Source organism: Streptomyces tubercidicus, assembly GCF_027497495.1.
Lineage (GTDB): Bacteria > Actinomycetota > Actinomycetes > Streptomycetales > Streptomycetaceae > Streptomyces > Streptomyces tubercidicus.
The window spans coordinates 6,955,522-6,976,126 of the sequence record NZ_CP114205.1; the positions used below are offsets into that span (position 1 = coordinate 6,955,522).

General features: G+C 71.1%; 18 protein-coding genes and 1 pseudogene. 4 read left to right on the forward strand and 15 right to left on the reverse strand.

All coding sequences use genetic code 11. The annotated features are described in order from the left end of the window. Positions 1-68: 68 nt before the first annotated feature. The 5 genes from STRTU_RS30385 to STRTU_RS30405 all read right to left on the reverse strand — a co-directional run bounded on the left by STRTU_RS30385 (position 69) and on the right by STRTU_RS30405 (position 6,387). Entirely contained in the window at positions 69-2,180 is a 2,112-nt protein-coding gene (locus tag STRTU_RS30385; RefSeq protein WP_159748113.1) for an ATP-binding protein, read from the reverse strand. Next, a complete protein-coding gene (locus STRTU_RS30390) occupies positions 2,177-2,839 on the reverse strand; it encodes a Pvc16 family protein (protein ID WP_159748115.1) in 663 nt (220 codons plus the stop codon). The genes STRTU_RS30385 and STRTU_RS30390 overlap by 4 nt, the downstream gene beginning before the upstream one ends. 136 nt (positions 2,840-2,975) lie before the next feature. Continuing rightward, positions 2,976-3,680, reverse strand: a complete 705-nt coding sequence (locus tag STRTU_RS30395) for a response regulator transcription factor (protein ID WP_159748117.1) — start codon at positions 3,678-3,680, stop codon at positions 2,976-2,978. Between the two features lie 166 nt (positions 3,681-3,846). Further along, on the reverse strand, positions 3,847-5,382 hold the full coding sequence (locus STRTU_RS30400) for an amino acid permease (protein ID WP_174879000.1): 1,536 nt from the start codon (positions 5,380-5,382) through the stop codon (positions 3,847-3,849). A gap of 63 nt (positions 5,383-5,445) precedes the next feature. Then, on the reverse strand, positions 5,446-6,387 hold the full coding sequence (locus STRTU_RS30405) for a hypothetical protein (RefSeq protein WP_246241524.1): 942 nt from the start codon (positions 6,385-6,387) through the stop codon (positions 5,446-5,448). Between the two features lie 686 nt (positions 6,388-7,073). Between STRTU_RS30405 and STRTU_RS30410 the strand changes: the two genes are divergently transcribed. Both STRTU_RS30410 and STRTU_RS30415 read left to right on the forward strand, forming a co-directional pair. Beyond that, complete coding sequence (locus STRTU_RS30410) at positions 7,074-7,898, forward strand: DUF3761 domain-containing protein (RefSeq protein WP_246241525.1); 825 nt, start codon at positions 7,074-7,076, stop codon at positions 7,896-7,898. A 130-nt stretch (positions 7,899-8,028) separates the two neighbouring features. Continuing rightward, positions 8,029-8,295: a hypothetical protein gene (locus tag STRTU_RS30415; protein WP_159748119.1), complete on the forward strand. Its 267-nt coding sequence runs from the start codon at positions 8,029-8,031 to the stop codon at positions 8,293-8,295. 259 nt (positions 8,296-8,554) lie between these two features. Here the strand turns inward: STRTU_RS30415 and STRTU_RS30420 are convergent. Then, positions 8,555-9,601, reverse strand: a pseudogene (locus STRTU_RS30420) (GTP-binding protein); the annotation flags it as partial. Between the two features lie 260 nt (positions 9,602-9,861). Between STRTU_RS30420 and STRTU_RS30425 the strand changes: the two are divergent. Beyond that, positions 9,862-12,081 carry an NADP-dependent isocitrate dehydrogenase gene (locus STRTU_RS30425; RefSeq protein WP_159748121.1) on the forward strand — a complete coding sequence of 740 codons (2,220 nt, stop codon included), beginning with the start codon at positions 9,862-9,864 and terminating at the stop codon, positions 12,079-12,081. A gap of 99 nt (positions 12,082-12,180) precedes the next feature. Here STRTU_RS30425 and STRTU_RS30430 read toward each other — a convergent pair whose 3' ends face one another. The 5 genes from STRTU_RS30430 to STRTU_RS30450 form a co-directional block, all read right to left on the reverse strand. After that, complete coding sequence (locus STRTU_RS30430) at positions 12,181-12,879, reverse strand: HAD family hydrolase (protein ID WP_159748123.1); 699 nt, start codon at positions 12,877-12,879, stop codon at positions 12,181-12,183. Beyond that, on the reverse strand, positions 12,876-13,631 hold the full coding sequence (locus STRTU_RS30435) for a phosphatase PAP2 family protein (RefSeq protein WP_159748125.1): 756 nt from the start codon (positions 13,629-13,631) through the stop codon (positions 12,876-12,878). The genes STRTU_RS30430 and STRTU_RS30435 overlap by 4 nt, the downstream gene beginning before the upstream one ends. 174 nt (positions 13,632-13,805) lie before the next feature. After that, entirely contained in the window at positions 13,806-14,741 is a 936-nt protein-coding gene (locus tag STRTU_RS30440; protein ID WP_159748127.1) for a M56 family metallopeptidase, read from the reverse strand. Positions 14,742-14,878: 137 nt separating this feature from the next. Next, the gene (locus tag STRTU_RS30445) at positions 14,879-15,556 is read right to left on the reverse strand and encodes a DUF5134 domain-containing protein (RefSeq protein ID WP_159748129.1); all 678 of its coding nucleotides are present in this window, start codon (positions 15,554-15,556) and stop codon (positions 14,879-14,881) included. 151 nt (positions 15,557-15,707) lie between these two features. After that, entirely contained in the window at positions 15,708-16,094 is a 387-nt protein-coding gene (locus STRTU_RS30450; protein ID WP_159748131.1) for a VOC family protein, read from the reverse strand. Between the two features lie 232 nt (positions 16,095-16,326). Here STRTU_RS30450 and STRTU_RS30455 point away from each other — a divergent pair, with 232 nt between their 5' ends. Continuing rightward, the gene (locus tag STRTU_RS30455; protein WP_159748133.1) at positions 16,327-16,860 is read left to right on the forward strand and encodes a GNAT family N-acetyltransferase; all 534 of its coding nucleotides are present in this window, start codon (positions 16,327-16,329) and stop codon (positions 16,858-16,860) included. 22 nt (positions 16,861-16,882) lie between these two features. Here STRTU_RS30455 and STRTU_RS30460 read toward each other — a convergent pair whose 3' ends face one another. The 4 genes from STRTU_RS30460 to STRTU_RS30475 all read right to left on the reverse strand — a co-directional run bounded on the left by STRTU_RS30460 (position 16,883) and on the right by STRTU_RS30475 (position 20,343). Continuing rightward, positions 16,883-17,695, reverse strand: a complete 813-nt coding sequence (locus STRTU_RS30460; protein WP_159748135.1) for an amino acid ABC transporter ATP-binding protein — start codon at positions 17,693-17,695, stop codon at positions 16,883-16,885. After that, on the reverse strand, positions 17,692-18,594 hold the full coding sequence (locus STRTU_RS30465) for an amino acid ABC transporter permease (protein ID WP_371873692.1): 903 nt from the start codon (positions 18,592-18,594) through the stop codon (positions 17,692-17,694). The genes STRTU_RS30460 and STRTU_RS30465 overlap by 4 nt, the downstream gene beginning before the upstream one ends. Continuing rightward, positions 18,591-19,472, reverse strand: coding sequence for an ABC transporter substrate-binding protein (locus STRTU_RS30470; RefSeq protein WP_159748137.1), 882 nt, complete (start codon positions 19,470-19,472; stop codon positions 18,591-18,593). Before STRTU_RS30470 ends, STRTU_RS30465 begins: the two co-directional genes overlap by 4 nt. 187 nt (positions 19,473-19,659) lie before the next feature. Then, a complete protein-coding gene (locus STRTU_RS30475) occupies positions 19,660-20,343 on the reverse strand; it encodes a glycerophosphodiester phosphodiesterase (protein ID WP_159748139.1) in 684 nt (227 codons plus the stop codon). Positions 20,344-20,605: the final 262 nt, after the last annotated feature.

A 20,605-nucleotide genomic window follows, 5' to 3' on the forward strand; every position in this document is an offset into this window, starting at 1 on the left:
CCCCGGCCCCACCGGCTTCCGTCCCGCACCGGTCTCCGTCCCGCACCCGCTTCAGTCCCGCACGGGCCTCAGTCCCACAACGGCGACGCGTCCGGCACCAGCCGCCCCATCTTGCGGTACTCGCGCCGCGCCCCGGCCCGTACATCCGCCGCCGTCACCGGTCCGCCGCGCCCCGCCGCGAGATAGCCCGCGGTCACCGCGGCCGACCGGATCGCCCCACCGGACAGCTCGAACTCCTTGGCACAGACGTCGAGATCGAGATCCTGCGCACAAGGGGTGGCCGCCAGGCAGGAACCCCACAGGGCGATCCGCTGTTCGGCGTCCGGGAACGGGAAATCGACGACCAGGTCCAGCCGCCGGGTGAACGCCTCATCGATGTTGGCCCGCAGATTGGTGGTCAGCACGGCGATCCCGTCGAACGCCTCCAGCCGCTGGAGCAAGTAGGCGCTCTCCAGGTTCGCGTACCGGTCGTGCGAGCTCTTGACCTCCGAGCGTTTGCCGAAGACGGCGTCCGCCTCGTCGAAGAGCAGTACGGCGTCCGTGCGGTCGGCCTCGGAGAAGATCCGCTCCAGGTTCTTCTCCGTCTCCCCGATGTACTTGTCCACCACCGCCGACAGCTCCACCACATAGAGATCCAGGCCCAGTTCGCCTGCCACGACCTCCGCGGAGAGCGTCTTCCCGGTACCGGATTCCCCGGCGAACAGGGCCACCACGCCTCTGCCGCGCCCACCGCCGGTGCGCAGCCGCCACTCACCCAGCACCTTCTCCCGGTGCCGCGCCCGCTGCACCAATTCCTGGAGCAGAGACAGCGGTTCGGGCGGCAGGACGAGCCCGTCGAATCCGACGGCGGGCCGTACGCGCCGCGCGTGCCGGTCCAGCAGCGGCGCGGACTGCTGACGCGCGCTCTGCTGGATATGCGCCGCGGTGACCGGCGTCCCGTCGAAGGCGGCGAGGGCGGTGGCGGCACGGGCCGCCCGCCGGATCTGGGCGGCGCCCAGCCGGTACGGGGCAACGGCCGCAGCGAGGTCGAAACCGGCCTCCACGGCGCCGAGTTCGCTGCTCCAGACCTCGTCCGCCGCCGCCCCGCCGACCGGCGCGTCCAGCGCGAACAGCCCGGCATCCGGGGCCCAGCCCGGGTCGTACGGCTCACTGCCGATGAAGACCACCGGCACCTCCCCGCCCGCCAGCGCCCGGACGAGCCCATCGGGCCGCTCCGGCAGTGGCCCGACGACGAGCGCTGCCCGCCGCAGCCGCGCCTCCCGCAGCAGCGCGGCCGCGAGGCCCACACCGTCATCGCGCCGGCCGTCCGGCCGATAGCGCAGCACGGGCAGACCGGCCCGCCGCAGCCCGTCGGTCACCGGTTCGGCGGCGGTGCCGGGCCGACGCTCCCGCAGATGCACGGCGAGCGACCGCCCGCCCGCGAGCGCGGCGAGCCGCCCGGCGAACGTCTCCTCCTCGGTAGGGCCATCGCTTGCCGTGCGGCTGACGGGTGGCTGTAGCACCGGCAGCAACTCCACCTCACCGGCGCTGAGTTCCTGATCGAGACCGTCGTCCCCCAGCAGATGGGCCACCACCCGCTCCGGCACCCGCAGCGCCCGTCCCGGCAGGGGCCGGTCCTCGTCCTCGATGACGAGCAGGCCACCGGACAGCAGCGGCGCGGCGGGGTGGAAGCGGGCGCGGGCCCCGGGCTCGTACGGGCCGGTGCCCGCGAGGTCCAGCGTCAGCGCGACCGTGGCTCGGCGGCGCCCGACATCGTCGTTGAGGTAGCCGTACAGCGGCTCGAAGCCCCGGTCCACATCGGGTGCCAGCGCGGCCAGGAGGATCCGCAGGTCCAACGCCGACAGCCCGAACCGCCGGGCGAGCGCCACCGACCGGTCCGAGGGGGCGAAGCAGCCCGGTGCCTCCTCAGCCGAGCCGCCCGTATGGGCCGTAGCCGCGTCCCGCTCGTCCGTAACCGCGAAGGGTTGTCCCGTGGACGGCTCGCCCATGCCCTCCGTCGGTGCTTGCGCGGCCAGCCGTCGGGCGGCCTCCGGGGTCACATACAGACCGCGCAGCGGGTCCGCGGCCGTCGGATCGTCGGCACTGCGCCGCTCGACCAGCCCGGCCACCCGCTCCCGCAGCTCCGCCAGCCGGTGCAGCAGTGCGCGGGCGGGCGTCTCGCCCACCGTCGCGCCGCTCACCGCTTCTCCTCGCTCTGATCCCCTGCGGACGGCGCGGCGCCCGGGGCGGACCGGAGCATCCTCGGCTGCGAGTCGCCGGGGACACCATCGATTCCGCGCACGACCGCGACCGCGCCCTCCGTGACCGGCGGCGCCACGTCGTACGACGGCGACACCGGGAAGGGCACCGTGATCACCACATCCAGGGACGGTTTCAGCTCGCCGCCGAGCGCCGACCAGATATCGGCGATCGAACGGGACTCGGGGGGCGGCACCGCGACCATGAGCGGAATGCTCACCTCCAGCGCACGGAGCGCGTCCGGCAGCGCGGCCGCCGGCAGGATCTCGTGCGAGAGCAGACACCCCAGCGCGGCGGACAGCAGCCGGTGCTCGTCCTCCGGACGGGTGGTCCAGGCCGTGACCAGGTAGGACAGCCGGAACCAGCGGTGCGGCTGGCGTCTGCGTACGACCACTCCGGTGGCGTCCCGTTCCGCGATCGTCCCGCGCTCGCGACGGGCGACGTCCTCGCGGATGTCGTAGAGATACGCATTGAGGGTGGGGGCGTTGCGTCGCGCCGCCCAGTCGCGGGTCGGCGCCTCGAAGGCGACCTCCCCGGCGCCGTCCGGCAGCACCCCGCCGCGCAGCACCCTCCGCACCGCCTCATCGACCTCATGAATCACGCGCTTTCCCCCGCCCGGCGCCCTGCCGCCCGCATGTCCTCCGCCAACTCCCTCACCACTCCACCCTTTGCTTTCGCACTCGCACCCATCTCCACATCCGCACCCGTACCCGCACCCGTGCCCGCTTCCGTCCCCATCAGATGTATCCCTCGCGCAGCGCGTAAGCGACGGCGTGTGCGCGGTTGTGCAACTGCAGCCGGGTCATCAGGGCGTGCAGGATGTTCTTGACGGTGCGTTCGGAGTAGGCGAGCTTCTCGGAGATCTGCCGGGTGTCCAGCCCCTCGGCGATCAGCCGCAGCACATCGACCTCGCGCGGCGCCATTCCGAGCGTCGGTACGAACCCCACGGAGGCGGAGGTCGCCACCGACCGCCGCAGCTGCCCCACCTGTGCCAGCAGCGTGCTGATCAGGTCCGGCGGCAGATCGCCCTCGCCGCGCGCCGCGCTCTGCACCGCCCGCAACAGCCGCTGCGGAGTGGCCTGATGGCGCCACAGAATGGCCCGTACGCCGTACTCCACGGCCGTCATCAGCTCCGGCTCGCGCAGATCCCGGGCGATCAGCACCACACGCTGCTCACCACCCCGGACCAGCCGTCTCAGCTCGGCCGCGGCGATGTCGTCGAACCGGTCGACGGGCATGATCGCCACGGTCCCGACCGCCTCCCCACCGCCTGCTGTCGGTCTCCCCTGGTCCGCGGACTGCTCCGCGCGCGGTCTGGTGGCCGTCGCGCTCTGGTTCTGGACGATCTCGACAGTGGGCTGGTGCTGAAGGTGACTGACGACTCCGGCCCGGCTGAGCGGGTCGGTCGCGTGCACCGTGACCGTGACACGTGTATCCGGCACTTGTGTTCCTCGTCTCGCCCCCGAATTACCTACTGCCGAAGAATGCGCGAAGGCAATCAACAAACGTTTGCCGGGCAATCAACGACAGAAGGAAACCCCTTCGGCGAACGGCGAACAGGACGAACAGGGAGTCCGGTGAGGCCGACAGGACCTTAAGGGCCGTCCCTCAGCCCGAGGCGGAACCCGCTCGCTCCGCCTTCGAGTTCTGCGACGGATTGCCCCGCGAGTGCTGCGGGTTGAGGAACCACTTGCGGGCGGAGACCAGCCACCAGGTGCCGGCGAAGAGCAGCACCACACCCACGGTGAGTGGCGCGTAGTTGAACGTCTCCAGGGTCACCGGGCTCTGCTGGGGCAGCATGAACAGCACCGTGATGATCACGACCCAGCTGACCGCGATCAGGCCCACGGGCTTCGACCAGCGCCCCAGGTGCCAGGGGCCGCGCCGGAAGTTCTCGCCCTGGCGCAGCCGCAGCAGGGTGGGCACCACGTACGCGATGTAGAGGCCGATCGTCGCGATGGAGGTGACGGCGGCGTACGCGGTCGAGTTGAAGAGGTACGGCAGACCGAGGACGAACGCGCCGCCGGCGGCGAGCCATACCGCGTTGGTCGGGGTGCGGGTGCCCGGGTGGAGCTTGTGCCAGACGGCGGAGAACGGCAGCGCCCCGTCGCGGGAGAAGGCGTAGATCATGCGGGAGTTCGCGGTCACCGACGCCATCCCGCAGAACAGCTGGGCGCCGATGATGACCAGCAGCATCAGCTTGCCGGTGGTCGCGCCGAGCGCGTCCAGGAAGATCTGCGCCGGCGGCACCCCGGTGCTCGACTCCAGGGCGCCGGTGTACGACTGGATGGCGAAGGTCAGACCGAAGAGCAGCACGAATCCGGCGGCCCAGGACACCACGATCGAGCGGACGATGCCCTTCGGCCCCTCGACGGAGGCGTTCTTCGTCTCCTCCGTCATATGGGCGGACGCGTCATAGCCGGTGAAGGTGTACTGCGCCATCAGCAGACCGATGAGCACGACATAGACCGCGGAGCCCCAGCCGGTGTTGTTGACGAACTCGGTGAAGACGAAGGCGGGGGACTGGTGCTTGTCGGGGATCACCAGCAGCGCGCCGACGATCACCACCACACCGATCAGATGCCACCACACCGAAACGGTGTTGAAGAAGCCGACGACCCGCACGCGGAAGGTGTTCACCACGGCGTGCAGCAGGAGAATCACGCCGAAGAGCGTGATCGTGTGGCCGGGGGTGGCGGCATAGCCGAACTGGAGGTTCAGGTAGGCGTTGAGGAACGACGCGGCGCCGAAGTCGATGCCGGCGGTGACGGCCACCTGGCCGAGGGTGTTGAACCAGCCGGTGAACCAGGCCCAGGCCGGAGCGGACCGCTGCGGGGCGAGCTTGTGCGCCCAGAAGTAGAGCCCGGCGGAGGTCGGGTAGGAGGAGCAGACCTCGGCCATGGCCAGGCCGACGAACAGCGTCATCAGGCCGACGACCACCCAGCCCCACATGATCAGGGCCGGCCCGCCGGTGTTCATTCCGAAGCCGTACATGGTCAGGCAGCCGGACAGGATGCTGATGATCGTGAAGGAGACGGCGAAGTTCTGCCGCCCGGACATCGAGCGGTCCAGCGTCTGGGCGATGCCCAGTTCGGCGAGGCGCTCCTCCTCCGTCTGCGTGACGCTTGGAATCTCCAGTGGCATGGCGGGGCCCTTCTCCTGTTGGTGGCGCGGTGACGTGCGGAACAACATCGGCCGGGGCTGTGGCTACGGTGCGGACCCCTTGACCGCCCACTTCCTATGCCGGGCGAAGAGCTGCTGAGCGTCTCCGCAATAGCTCCACGGCACATCCGTGGCGAACGGGCCGATGGCGTCGAACACCTCGGCCGCCGCCCGGTGCTGATTCGCGAAGGACATCGCGTGGGCCAGGTAGTTGGCGTCGTCATGGAAGGCGGCGTGCGGCATCGAAGGGGCCCGGTAGGTCCACCAGTTCACCCAGGCTTGCTGGGTCGACGGGTTGTCCGTCCACGGATGGACCGTCAGGCCGTATCGGTGCCCTTCCTTCTCCATCCGCGTACGGTGCGACTCGGCGAGCGCGACCAGCGGCAGGACGTGCAACGGCATCCCGCGGGGGACATGGGCGCACCGCTCCTGCGCCCAGTGGAACATCTCGCCCGCCACACCGTGCCAGTCGGGAAACATGTACGTGAGGAGCTCATGGTGCGCCTCCCTGTTCCACGGGTCGCGCTCCTCGACCTCCCGCCACACGCTGTGCACCGTCTCCCGCCACTGCCGGTCGCGTGCGGGGGAGTGGAAGCGCAGCAGGGCGAGCATGACGACGTACGGCGTGGGATCGGCGGGCAGCGCGTCACCGGCGGCATGACAGGTCTCCCATGCCTGTTCCATGTCCGGGCCGCTGCTCTGCCCCCGTGGGCCGGCCATCGAACGCAGCGCCAGGACGGTGGCGAGGAGTGCCAGTGCGTGCGGGGAACGCGGTTCGGCCTGTGCCCAGGTGTCGGCGAAGGTGAGCCGCGCCCCCGCGCGGGCGAGCACCTGGAGGCGGAAGATACGGCGGTCCCAGTCGGCCCCGGTCGCGGTCAGCAGTTCCCGGGCGCCTTCCCACCTGCCCATCGCGGCGTCCTCCACCACCGCGCGCAACTGGGTGTCGTCCCGCGCCGGATGCCGGTCGAATGCCGGTTGGCGTCTCACGGCTGCCCCGTCGGCGTTCCCCCGGGTGAGGGGAACGGTCCCGGACCGTACACAAGGGAGTGTTCAACAGGCACTGTTCGGGCCTCCGGGTGGGCGTCCGCCGTGGCGGCCGCCGACGTAGGGGAGCGCGTCGCGCGGAGCGAACGACCATGGGGCCGGCCGGGCTCGTAGCGCGCCGGCGAAAGCCCGATACGACCTGGAGGGGCAATCACCGCAATCTCCTGTACGTGGCATCCATGAGCTGCGCAAGCGGGCTGGCAACTTTGTTCATGACGTGCTGACTTGCGAAAGCAGACTATTCACAGATGCATGGCCGCGCACATGGCTTTGGCGATAAAAGCTCATGTGAGGGAGCTCCTGGCCGCCGCTGCGCCCAACAGGCCCTGACCGCCCGCTCCGACGACTCGGCCCACCCTTTTCGGTCACGACATCATCACAGGTTCTTCACTTCATCTACTTCGAAGTTCAACCACTCGGTACTCTCCCGGTTCCAGACACCTTGGGGGGAACCATGACCTATCCACAGCATCCGCCCCGGCCCGGACAACAGCCGCCGGCGCAGTTCGACAAGGGCGATCTGCTCTCCAACGGCAACTTCTGACCGCCCCGACGCGAGGGGAGAGAGCGCACCGCTGCCGAAGGGCGGCGGCGCGGCCACCCTCGCAGTCGTACGACAGGGGGACCACATGCCCGGAACCCAACGGCCCATGGGGCCGGAAGAGAAGAAGAACGCCCGGCTCGGCTGCGCGGTGATCGCCGCTTTCGTGCTGCTGGTGGGCGGCTGCGTCAACCTGATGGACGGCGATGACGGCGACGACGGCTCGAAGTCGTCGGCCAGTAGCTCCGTTTCCGAGGCGTCCGACGCGACGGACGCCCCAGGCATCCCAGGCACGTCGGACGCCTCCGACGCAGCAGACGGATTGGGCGCGTCCGACAGCGAGAGCGGCACGGACAGCGAGAGCAGTACCGATACCGAGGACAGCACCGTCACGGTCCCGGACTACACCGGGCGCAACCTCCAGGAGGCGCAGGACGACGCACAGGGCAGGGGCCTCTACCTGCTCGACAGCCGCGATCTGTCCGTCCGCCAACGCACCCAGGTGTGGGACCGGAACTGGCAGGTATGCGACCAGGAGCCGACCGCCGGGACGCTCATGGCGGACTCGGAAACGCTGACGTTCACCGTCGTGAGGACCAGCGAGACCTGCGACGATCCTGACGCTGCGGAGTCCGCAGACGGTGACGAACCCTCCGAGCCGACGGACGATCCGGCCGAGACCGGCAGTTCCAGTAGCTCCGGCAGCTCCAGCAGTTCCGGCAGTTCTGATAGCTCCGGCACCTCTGGCTCGTCCGGCGATGCCGGCTCCTCCGGTGGCAGGGAGCAAGCGCAGGCCCCGGCAGGTGCCTCCGCGCAGTGCAATGACGGGACCTACAGCTACAGCCAACACCGCCGGGGCACATGCAGCCATCACCACGGCGTCGCCACCTGGCTCCGGAGCCTTCCGGCCTGAACGGCGGCCGCCCGGCGCAGGAGCGGCGGGACGTAACGGCCGGGGGCTCACCCGGGTGCCCGGCCATACAACCCTCAACGGCCTTGGGTGGTCTTGACGACACCAGCACCAGATGCCAGGGGGATTGATCATGCCGTACTCGCCGCAGCCCGCGCCCTCCGGTCAGCAGTCCCACCCGCTCGTGCTCCACCTGTTCGAGATCCGCCCGTTGGCGCCCCCGTCGACCGCGCGGTCGACGGTGAAGGCGCACTCCCGACTCAAGATCGTGGTGGGTGCCGGATGCGCCCTCCTCGTCTTCGGGCTCGGCGTCACCGTCGACGGCGGCGGCAAGAAGGCCGCGGATGTGCCGCTGTGCTACGAAGCCGCGGGCTGCAAGCAGGGGACGAAGGCCGGCTGACGGTTCCCCACGCCTGAGTGCTGACGGTTCCCCACGCCTGAGTGAGGAACCGCCAGGCCGCCGTTCCGCCCCGGTCAACCGCCGTTCAGCCCCCCTCCGGCCCCCCGGCAACCCGTCGCACGACCCTCAGCAGATATTCCTTCCGATGCAGCGGATCGTGGTCCGTCCGCGACCGGACCGGGACCTCGCCCCGCACCGGCTGGTATCCGTCGAAGGCGCACTCCAGCACGCCCTCGCCGCGGGTCAGCCCCGGCCGATCGGCATCCGCCTCCGCCGTGCCGACGGTGTCGCCGGTCCTGATGTCGCCCAGCCCCCACAGCTGCCCGATCCGGCCGGCACCGATGGCGTCCCGGCGGGGTGCCTCGCCCTGTTCGAAGACGCTGATCGCGCTGACCTTGGCCGCATCGGGCCGCGGGGCGCCGGGTCCGTGGAACGGCAGCGGCTCCCGGGTCCGTACCGTCCCCGAGAACATCCGGACGTACGCGATCTTCTCCCCGGCCGGACCGCGCTCCACCTTGAAAACCGTGCCGGATACGGGGCCGTCGGCGGCGCCCCCGGCGGTGGGCAGCAGCTCGGTGAGACCGGCCATCAGCGCCTCCAGGCCCGCGCCGGTGGCGGCCGAGCCGAAGAACACCGGATACACCAGCCCCCGCTTCGTCTGCTCCGCCAGCTCCCCGCGCAGCCGCTCGTAGGGGAGGGCCGAGGAATCGTCGACGTAGGCGGCCAGCAGCGCGTCGTCGTGCTCGGTGAGCAGGTCGGCCAGCCGGTCGGTGAAGCCGGGGTCGGCCCCTCCGTACGCGCTGACCCGCGCCTCGCGGGTGCCCGCCCCGTGCACGGCCGCCATGGCGACGGCGGCGGGGGTCAGCCGGTCGGCGATCTGCCGCAGCACGCGCGCATCGTCCGCGCCCCGCCGGTCCACCTTGTTCACGAAGATCAGGGTCGGGATGCGCAGCCGCTGGAGGGTCCGCATCAGGACGCGGGTCTGCGCCTGTACGCCCTCCACGGCGGAGACGACGAGCACCGCGCCGTCCAGGACGCTCAGCACCCGTTCCACCTCGGCGATGAAATCCGGGTGGCCGGGGGTGTCGAGCAGATTGACCGTGACCCCGTCCAGGGCGAACGCGACCACGGCGGATTTGATGGTGATGCCGCGCCGCCGTTCCAGCGCGAGGGAATCGGTTCGGGTGCTGCCGTCATCGACGCTGCCGAGCTCGTCGATGACACCGGCGGCGTACAGCAGCCGCTCGGTCAGGCTCGTCTTACCGGCGTCGACATGCGCCAGAACTCCCAGGTTGAGCGTGTGCACCAAGCCTCATGTCCTTGTGATCGATGAAAATTCCCTTCTGGATGGACATGGGTGCCTTTGGCATGGTGTGGCTCCTTTTCCGGTCGGCGGATGCCGGGAGTAGACCAGGCGGCCCGCCGGGCGGACAAGCGATTTTCGCCGGTCGCACAGGTCGGAACGTTTTCCTCCGGATTTGCCCGGGGCGGGGTCCTGTCGAGAGGGGGCCGCCTAGGAGATATCTTGATGTCGAGCAATGTTGCAGACGTGGAGCGGAGCACCCGGTGACTGACTCGACCATCATTTACACCCACACTGACGAGGCCCCGGCCCTGGCGACGTATTCGTTCTTGCCGGTGATCCAGGCATACGCGTCGACGGCCGGCGTCAGCGTGGAGACCCGTGACATCTCGCTGGCCGGTCGCATCATCGCGAGCTTCCCCGAGCGCCTGGAGGAGGGGCAGCGCATCGACGACGCCCTCGCCGAGCTCGGTGAGCTGGCGAAGACTCCCGAGGCGAACATCATCAAGCTGCCGAACATCTCGGCCTCGATCCCGCAGCTGAAGGCGGCCGTCGCCGAGCTCCAGGAGCAGGGCTACGCACTGCCGGACTACCCGGACGACCCGAAGACCGACGAGGAGCGCGACATCCGCGCCCGCTACGACAAGGTCAAGGGCAGCGCCGTCAACCCGGTCCTGCGCGAGGGCAACTCCGACCGCCGGGCCCCGGCGTCGGTCAAGAACTACGCCAAGTCCAACCCGCACCGCATGGGCGCCTGGTCGGCCGACTCGAAGACGAACGTCGCCACCATGGGCGTCGACGACTTCCGCTCCACCGAGAAGTCCACGGTCATCGGCCAGAACGGCACGCTGCGCATCGAGCTCTCGGGCGACGACGGCTCCACCACCGTGCTGCGTGAGTCGGTACCGGTCCTCGCGGGCGAGGTCGTCGACGCCTCCGTGATGCGGGTGGCCGCGCTGCGCGAGTTCCTCACCGCGCAGGTCGCCCGTGCCAAGGCCGAGGGCGTGCTGTTCTCGGTGCACCTGAAGGCCACGATGATGAAGGTCTCCGACCCGATCGTCTTCGGCCACGTGGTCCGCGCCTTCTTCCCGAAGACCTTCGCCCAGTACGGCGAGTCGCTCGCCGCCGCCGGCCTGACCCCGAACGACGGTCTCGGCGGCATCTACAAGGGCCTGGAGTCGCTGGCCGACGGCGCCGAGATCAAGGCGTCCTTCGACGCCGAGCTCGCCGAGGGCCCGGAGCTCGCCATGGTCGACTCCGACCGCGGCATCTCCAACCTGCACGTCCCCAGCGACGTCATCGTCGACGCCTCCATGCCGGCCATGATCCGCACCTCCGGCCACATGTGGGGCCCGGACGGCGCCGAGGCCGACACCCTCGCCGTCCTCCCCGACAGCAGCTACGCCGGCATCTACCAGGCCGTCATCGACGACTGCCGCGCCCACGGCGCCTACGACCCGTCCACGATGGGCTCGGTCCCGAACGTCGGCCTGATGGCGCAGAAGGCCGAGGAGTACGGCAGCCACGACAAGACCTTCGAGATCCCCGTCACGGGCACCGTGCGGGTCCTTGACGAGAGCGGCAACGCCGTCCTGGAGCAGGTCGTCGGCGCCGGTGACATCTTCCGGATGTGCCAGACCAAGGACGCGCCGATCCGCGACTGGGTCAAGCTCGCCGTCACCCGCGCCCGCGCCACCGGCAACCCGGCGGTGTTCTGGCTCGACGCCGGCCGTGCGCACGACGCCCAGCTCATCGAGAAGGTCAACACCTACCTCGCCGAGCACGACACCGACGGCCTGCAGATCGAGATCATGTCGCCGGTCGACGCGATCACGTTCTCCCTGGAGCGGATCCGCCGCGGCGAGGACACCATCTCGGTCACCGGCAACGTGCTGCGCGACTACCTGACCGACCTGTTCCCGATCCTGGAGCTGGGCACCAGCGCCAAGATGCTCTCGGTCGTCCCGCTGATGAACGGTGGCGGACTGTTCGAGACCGGCGCCGGCGGCTCCGCGCCCAAGCACGTCCAGCAGCTGGTCAAGGAGAACTACCTGCGCTGGGACAGCCTGGGTGAGTTCCTCGCCCTCGCGGTCAGCTTCGAGCACCTCGCGCAGAAGACCGGCAACGCCCGCGCCCAGGTGCTGGCCGACACCCTCGACCGCGCCACCGGCAGCTTCCTCAACGAGAACAAGTCGCCCAGCCGCAAGCTCGGCGGCATCGACAACCGCGGCAGCCACTTCTACCTCGCCCTGTACTGGGCGCAGGAGCTGGCCAAGCAGACCGATGACGCCCAGCTCGCGGAGGCGTTCGCGGCCCTCGCCAAGACGCTGACCGAGCAGGAGCAGACCATCGTCGACGAGCTGATCGCGGTGCAGGGCTCGCCGGCCGACATCGGCGGCTACTACCAGCCCGCCGTGGCGAAGGCCGATGCGGTCATGCGTCCGTCGAAGACCCTCAACCAGGCCCTGGCGAACCTCAGCTGACCCGACAGCCGCGGTAAGCCCCTGCCGCCCCGGCCGGTTTCCCACCGGCCGGGGCGGTGCCGTATCCAGGGACGGGCGGCCCTCTTGCTACGCCTTCGCTCAGCCCACGAGGTCCAGCACCGGCCGCAGCCCGTCCGGACGCCGGTCCACCGGCAGATGGTCCACCGGCTGGAAGGCGCAGCCCAGCGCCGTGGCCCCGCCGTCCGCCGTGCGGTCGTCGCCCACCATCAGGACGGCCGACGGATCCAGCCCCAACTCCTGGCAGGCCAGCGCGAAGAGCTGGGGATCCGGTTTCTGGATGCCGTGCTCGTAGGACAGCACACAGGTGTCCAGATAGCGGTCCAGGCCATGCGCGCGCAGTACCGGCCGCAGATCCCAGCCGATGTTGCTCACCAGGCCGGTCCGGATACCGCGCCGGTGCAGTTCCGCCAGCACCTCGGCCGTGTCGGGGTACGGCTGCCAGGCCGCCGCCGTCATATGGCGGTCGTAGAGCGCGTCATACAACTCCGGCTCGGGGAGCGGCACTTGGCGGGCCAGGCCGGTGTACACCGCGCGGTGGTGGCGGGCGTCGCGGTCGCGGATCTTCCACAGATCGGCCAGCGCATCGGGGATCTCGGTGGGAGAGGTGGCACCGGGCAGCGCCCCGGCCCGTTCCAGCGCGGCCGCCCGGCGGACGATCTCGGCGTCGTCCATGGTCGTACGGGACGCGGTCAGCGCCGCCCGCAGCCAGGACTCGGCCGGCTCGATCCGCAGCAGCGTCCCGGAGAAGTCGAAGAGCACACCCTTAATGGTCGTCATGCCCCTCCTCCTGCCCACCGCGCGCCCCCATTCCCCCTACGGGGCGCATATCCGGCGTACGCCGCTGCCGTCGCGGCCACCAACGCCCCGCCCAGCAGCCATCCCGCCACGACATCCGACAGCCAGTGCACGCCCAGATACACCCGGGTGAAGCCGACCCCGGCGACCGAGACCACGGCCACCGTCCGGGCCGTCCAGCACCACAGCGGGCGGGCCCCGCCCAGCCGCAGCAGCCACAGCACCAGCGCGCCCGCGATCACCGCGGACATCGCATGCCCCGACGGGAACGCCGCGTAATGCGCCGTGTCCACCGGGTCCGGCCAGACCGGGCGCTCCCGGCCGACCACCGCCTTCATCACCTGCTGCAGCCCGGCCCCCACGAGCGCGGTACCCGCCACCAGGGCCCCGAGCAGCCGCTCACCACGCCGTACGAGCAGCACGACCGCCACCACGAGCACCGCGCGCATCATCCACGGGTCCCACATCCAGTCGCTGAGCACCCGGTTGAGCCGGGTCCAGCCGGACGCGTCGACCGCCGTCCGGTGCAGCGCCCCGGCCAGCGCACGGTCCACCGCCATCAAGGGTTCCCAGCGCAGCGCGACCAGGGCCGTCAGCAGGCCGAAGACCAGCGTGCAGAGGCCGGCACACAGCAGGGCCGGGAGACGGGGGCCAACCCGGCGCACGGTGTCGGCGGGGCGGCGGCCGTCGTCCACGGCGGACGACCGGACGGTGGGGCGCGGCGTCGGTGGCATACCACGATCCTCGCCGATACCCGCCACGCAGGGCGAGCAGACCATGCGCCGGGGCCCGTCCGGCGGACCGGCAGGGCCGCGGCGCCACCGGACATCCCCTAGGACAAAGCCCTAGGTAGAGGCCCTCGCCCCCTAGGTGAAGGCCCTCGCCCCCTACATCAAGGCCCGCAGCCCCTAGGTCAAAGCCCTCAGCCCGGGAATGAAGGTCACCAGCAGCGGGATCGCCGGTACCAGCGCCGCCACCGCCGTCATCCGCAGGCGGCGGGCGGGGGTGAAGCGCGGTGCGGGGGCCAGCAGCCGGTCCACCCGCTGGGGTACCTGGGCGAGCTGGGCCGGGCAGGGGCCGAACACCCCGCGATCCTCATTGAGTTCGACCAGGGCCAGGGCGATCGTCCGGCGGCCGAAGCGGCGCGAGGCCACATCGTCGGCGGCCAGCTCGACCAGCCGGTGCACCTGATCGCGGAACGCGGCGAAGACCGGGACCTGCGGAAAACCGGCGGCCAGTGCCGAGGCGCAGTACAGCAGGAGATCGTGCCGGGCCCGCGCATGGCCTTGCTCATGGGCGATCAGCGCATCGAGCTGATGACCCTTCAGTCGACGCAACGCCGAGGTGGTGATGACCAGTTGGGGCGAGGCGTGGGACAGCCACCAGGCCTCCGGGCGGTCCCCCTCCAGGACGACCAGACGCTCTCCGGAGGGCTCCTCGCCGGGCAACAACGGCGCGCGGCGCAGCAGCTCGGCCCGCCGCTGCCGCCTGCGGGCCCGGACCGCCCGTACCTCGCGGGTCAGGGCGAAGACCGTCCAGGCCCCGCCGCCCGCCAGCAGCAGGGCCAGCACCCCGGCCCAGGGCCCGTGCGTCTGGAGCGCATACGCCTCGACGACGACCCGCGGGGCGAACCCGAACACCGGGCTGCGGACGGCTTCCCAGGCGGCGGCCGCGCTCAGCGACATCGCGAGCAGACAGCACAGCAGAACACCTGCGACCACGCACTGCCACACCCACAGGGCGAGCACCGGCTCACGGTCGGGCCAGTCGGAACGGGCCATCAGCCGTGGCGCCATTGCCGCGGCCAGCACGCCGAGCATCATCAGCGCGAGAGTGACCATCATGCCGTCACCCTATGAGCGCACGACTACCCGTTGGTACGGCCGCGCGACGGAAGTGATGTATGCCACCCGGCAACACCTGTGAACGGTCAACGGGCCCGTCGGCCGCGCCGAACCGGGCCGCAGCGCGTCGCCGCAGCTCACAGCGCCAGCAACATCGCCAGCATGCCAATCCCCATCGCCACCCGGCAGGCCCGCAACACCCCGGAGCCCGCCACGGCCGTCGGCCCGCCTGCCACCGGCTCGTCCGCCACCGGCCCACCCGCCACCGGCCCGTCCGTCACCGCTTCCCCGGACACCGCGCCCGCCGCGGGCACCAGCCGGACCCCGGCCGCGAGCACGTACCCGGTGAAGTAGACGAGCAACAGCCCCGTCAGCAACGGCACCCCGCCCGGCACGGTATGCGCCATCGCGGCCGCGCCGCTCGCCCCGTCCGCCTGGCCCATCTGCGCCATCGGCTCCATCGGGCCCAGGTGGCTCATCTGGCTCATCTGCCCTGTGTGCCCCGGCTGTTGGGACGGCACCACCATCGCGACCGCCATATACGCCATGGCCAGCGCCCCCACCGCATGGTGCAGATGGCGGCGTGCCAGTGCCCACAGGCCCGCCGTCCCGAAGACCGCGGTGAACAGCCACGGCGACCACGACGGCGGCGCGAGGGGCCAGGCCATCGCCGCCATGCCCAGCGCCATCAGCCCCTCGCCGCGCGCCTCGCCCCGCTGCGCGACCGGCCCCGTACGCGCCCGCACCAGGCAGTACGCCCCGGCGCCGACCCCCAGCAGCACCAGCAGCCAGCCGACCCAGGCCGGTCCGTGCACGGAGCACCTCCCCTCGTACCCGTACGCATCGGGGGCAGGCTGCCCGCCGGGCGCCCGGCACACGGGAGCGCACGGGCGCAAGGGGGGAGCGCGGCGGAGGGGTGCCGCCAGGCGCCGTATCCGCCCCGGCAGGACTGGGGCGAGGGCGGCCTCAAGGGCGATAGCGCAGCGGGTGGTCCGCCGGGACCTGGGTGAGCACGATCCGATGGCCATCCGGGTCGGCGATCCACATCTCGATCAGGCCCCACGGCTCCTGTACGGGCGCGCGCAGCACCTCCACCCCGTGCGCCAGCAGCTCCTGGTGCGCCGCCGCGGCGTCCGCCACCTGGAGCCAGAGCTGGAGGGTCTCGGTGGCGGGAGCGGCGGCGCGGCCGGACACCTCCAGGAAGCCGCCGCCGAGGAAGTAGACCGTGCCGCGCTCGGAGCCGGTACCGAATTCCCGGTAGATCTCCAGCCCCAGCGCCTCGCCGTAGAACGCCCGCGACCGCTCGGGATCGGCCGGCCGCAACAGCACCCTGCTGCTCAGTACGTGCACCATGCCCGGACCCTACGCCGCCCACCCCGCCCGGCCGGGCACCCGCCACCGCAACACCACGACGAGCCACCACAAGACCGCAACGAGCCGCCACAAGGCCGCGACAAGGCCGAGACAAGCCACCGGAACACCACCACAAGTCACCGGAACACCGTGACGAATGGCTCTGACGCCGCACACCCGCCGGTTGTTAGCCTCCTCGCAGACCCGTCCGCCTGAGAGGACCCCGCGCACCATGCCCACCAGCGAGCTCACCTTCCGTACCGCCCTCGATGCCGATGTCCCCGGGCTCGTCGACCTCATCGAGTCGGCCTACCGCGGCGACATCAGCCGCAGCGGCTGGACGACGGAGGCGGACCTGCTGGAGGGGCAGCGCACCGACCCCGAGGGCGTCACCGCCGTGGTGCGCAACGAGACCGGCCGGCTGCTGATAGCGGAGCGGGACGGTGCGCTGATCGCCTGCTGCCAGCTCGAACACCGCGGGGACCACGCGTACTTCGGGATGTTCGCGGTGCGTCCGGAGCTCCAGGGCGGCGGCCTCGGCAAGGTGATCATCGCGGAGGCGGAGCGGACCGCCCAGGACATCTGGGGCGCCCGGGAGATGCGGATGACGGTCATCCGGCAGCGCACGGAGCTGATCGCCTGGTACGAGCGCCGCGGCTACCGACGCACCGGGGAGCGCACCCCGTTCCCGTACGGCGACGAGCGGTTCGGCATCCCCCAGCGCCCCGACCTGGAATTCGAGCTGCTGGTCAAACCGCTCGGCTAGCCCCTGGGCCGCCGGCTGCCGCTCACAGCCGCCCCGCCTGGATGATCCGTTGCAGGAACTGCCGGGTGCGGTCGTGCCGCGGATCGCCGAAGACCTGCTCCGACGTGCCGCGCTCCAGCACCACCCCGCCGTCCAGGAAGCACACCTGGTCGGCGACCTCCCGCGCGAAGCCCATCTCATGGGTGGCGATGACCATGGTCATGCCCTCCTCCTTGAGCTCGCGGACGACGCCCAGCACCTCGCCGACCAGCTCCGGGTCGAGCGCCGCGGTGATCTCGTCGAGCAGCAGCAGCCGGGGCCGCCCGGCCAGCGCCCGGACGATCGCGACCCGCTGCTGCTGCCCGCCGCTGAGCCGGTCCGGATACTCCCCGGCCCGCCCGCCGAGCCCCAGCCGCTCCAGCAGCTCACGGGCCCGCGCCTCCGCCTCGGCGCGCCCCACCCCGTGCACCCGGCGCGGCGCCAGCGTGATGTTGTCCAGCACGGTCATGTGCGGGAAGAGGTTGTACGCCTGGAACACCACACCGATCCGGCGGCGTACGGCGTCCACGTCGGCCCGCGGATCGGTGATCTCCGCACCGTCCAGGAAGATCGCGCCGTCGTCGATCTCCTCCAGGAGATTCGCGCAGCGCAGCAGGGTGGACTTGCCCGACCCCGAGGCGCCGATCAGCGCGGTCACGGTGTGCGGCGGAACCTCCAGATCCACATCCCGCAGTACGACCGTGCCGCGCCCGTAAGTCTTGCGCACGGACTCCAGCCGCAGCACCGGACCGTCGCCGGGCGCGGCCGGACCGGCGGTCTCGGCGGCGGGCCGCGGGGTGTCGTCCGTCGTGCTCATACCAGCCCTCCCTGGGCGCGCCTGCGGTCCATACGGGCCGTGATCCAGTCCGTGCAGCGGGTCATCGGGATCGTCAGGGCGACGAAGACGAGCCCGGCCACGACATACGGCGTGAAGTTGAAGTCCTTGCCGGCGATGATCTGCGCGGCGTAGACCGCGTCCACCGCGCCCGCGATGGACACCAGACCGGTGTCCTTCTGCAGCGAGACCAGATCGTTCAGCAGCGGCGGCACCACCCGTCGCACCGCCTGCGGCAGCACCACGAAGCGCAGCGCCTGTCCGCCGGAGAGCCCCAGCGACCGGGCCGCTGCCCGCTGCGAGGGGTGCACCGATTCGATGCCGGCCCGGAAGACCTCGGCGACATAGGCCGAGTACGTCAGCACCAGCGCGGAGCCGCCGAGCAGCACCGGATCGGTGGTCACGCCCTGCAGCCGCAGCGCCGGCACCCCGAAGACCACCATCAGCAGACAGATGATCAGCGGCAGTCCACGGAAGAAGTCGGTGTACGCGGCGGCCAGCGCGCGCAGCGGGAAGAACACCGGGCCGCGCAGCGTCCGGGCCACCGCCAGCAGCAGCCCGAGCACCAGCACCGCCGCCCCGCACACCACCAGCAGCCGCAGATTCAGCAGCAGCCCGTCCAGCACCTTCGGCAGCGCGATCCGGGCGTACTCCAGGCTGAAGAACGTCTCGCGGGTCCGCGGCCAGCCGGGCGAGCGGGTGATGACCAGGAAGAGGACCGCGCCGGTGACCAGGGTGCTGAGTGCGGCGACGGCGGTGGCGCGCCGGGCCCTGGCCCGCTTGAAGCGCTCCCGCTCGATCCGCCGCGGCGAGGGCACATACCCGTCGTCGGCCTTCTCCCGCGCCGTACGGGACTTCACCACACCGTCTCCGTACGTCACTTGAGCACCGGAACCGAAACGGCGTCGGTCAGCCACTTCTTCTCCAGCGCGGCCAGCGTGCCGTTCTTGCGCAGCGTGTCCACCGCGGCCGTCACACACCCGGTGATCCGGCTCTCCTTGTCCAGCACCAGGCCGAACTGCTCCGCGGCGGTGCCGGTGGCCGCGAACTGCCCGACCACCTCGGCGTCCTTCACCTCCGCCGAGGTGATGTAGAAGGCCGTCGGCAGATCGACGAGGATCGCATCGACCTGGCCGTTCTTCAGCGCGGACTTGGCCAGGTCGTTCTTCTGGAAGACGGCCGGCTGCTGCGCGGGCCGGACCGTGTCCTGGAGGACGTCCAGGCTGGTGCTGCCGACCTGCGCACCGAGTTTGAGCCGCCGCAGGTCGGCGATGCTCTTGGCGCGCGCCGCCTTGGAGCCCTTGAGCGCGATCACCGCTTGCCGTACGTCGTAGTAGCCGGAGGAGAAGGCGACGGCCCGCTTGCGCGCGGCGCTGACCGAGATCTGGTTGATGTCGAAGTCGAACTTCTTCGCACCGGGCGCAAAGGCGTTGTTGAACGGCACGGTCTGCCAGCGCACCGCGCCCTTGTCGTAGCCCAGTTGCTTGGCGACGGCGTACGCGACCGCGGATTCGAAGCCTTTGCCGTTGGCCGGCTCGTCGTCGTGGAACCACGGTGCGTACGCGGGCTTGTCGGTGCCGACCGTGAGCGTGCCGTGGGCCACGGTGGGCAGTCGGCCGCGCTCACAGCTCTGCTTGCCGGGCCCGGCGGCCCCCGGACCACCGGAGGACGCGTCCTGTGGGGCACAGCCGACGGCCGCGGTGAGCAGCGCGACGGCGGCGCAAGAGGCAAGGCGTAGGGGGCGGTTGGCGAGGCGCATGGCGGGAGCGTGGCAGTGCGCGAGGCGATCTGTCGAGATCACCGGCGAAAACATCCGCATGCTGGAAGCACATTGCAGGGATGTGAACTGCGGGTTTCTCCGTATGCCGGGGCTGAAGCCTGGCCCGGGGGAGCGGCACCCGGGGAACGGGGGACGCCCCGCCCGCCGGGACGCCCCGCCCGCAGTCCTACGCCGTGAAGCGCACCGCCCGCCGGATCTCCGGCATATCGGTCACCACGCCGTCCAGACCGAGCCCGCGTGCGAGGCGCAGCTGGTCGTGGGTGTTGACCGTCCAGGCCACCACCTTCAGCTGTGCGGCATGGGCCCGCTCGACCAGCTCCAGGGTGAGCCGCCGGATGTTCAGCGAGAGCATCGTCGCGCCGACGGCCAGTGCCCGGTCGACGACATCGGCGCCGTAGCGGCTGGCGACCAGCGCCGTACGGACGCCGGGCAGCAGGGTCCGGATCGCGGCGAGCGCCTCGTCGTGGAAGGAGATCACATCGACCCGGCCGACCAGATCGCGTGAGCGCATCACCTCGGCCAGCGCCTGTGCGGCCGCCACATCCTTGATCTCGGCCTGCAGCGGCGCCTTGACCGCCGCCACGACCTCCTCGAAGACCGGGATCCGCTCGCCCTGCCCGGCATCGAGTTCGCGCAGCTCGGCGAGGGTGCGTTCGACGATCGGTCCGGCGCCGTCGGTGGTCCGGTCCACATCCGCGTCGTGCATCACCACGAGCGCGCCGTCCTTGCTCAGATGCAGATCCAGTTCGATGACATCGAGGCCCTCGTGCTCGGCGCGCACGAAGGAGCGCAGGGTGTTCTCCGGCTCGACGCCCATCATCCCGCGGTGTCCGATGGTGAGAAAGGACAAGGCTGCCTCGCTTCTGTCGGCTCGGTGCCGCTGTCGGCTCAGTCCCGGTGTCGACCGTCGACTGTCGGCAACGGCGTAACGAAATGGCGCTCAGCCTAACGGGACAGTACGGCGGAAAAAGGGGTGCCGGACGGGCCCCGGTGTGTCCAGTACGGGTACCCGCCATCCCCGGCTTCCAGACCCCTCACCCTCGCGTGGGCGAGTCCCCGCCGCGCTGACGGGACCCGCCGGGACCGCGTCACGCGGGCGGTGGCGGCGACCT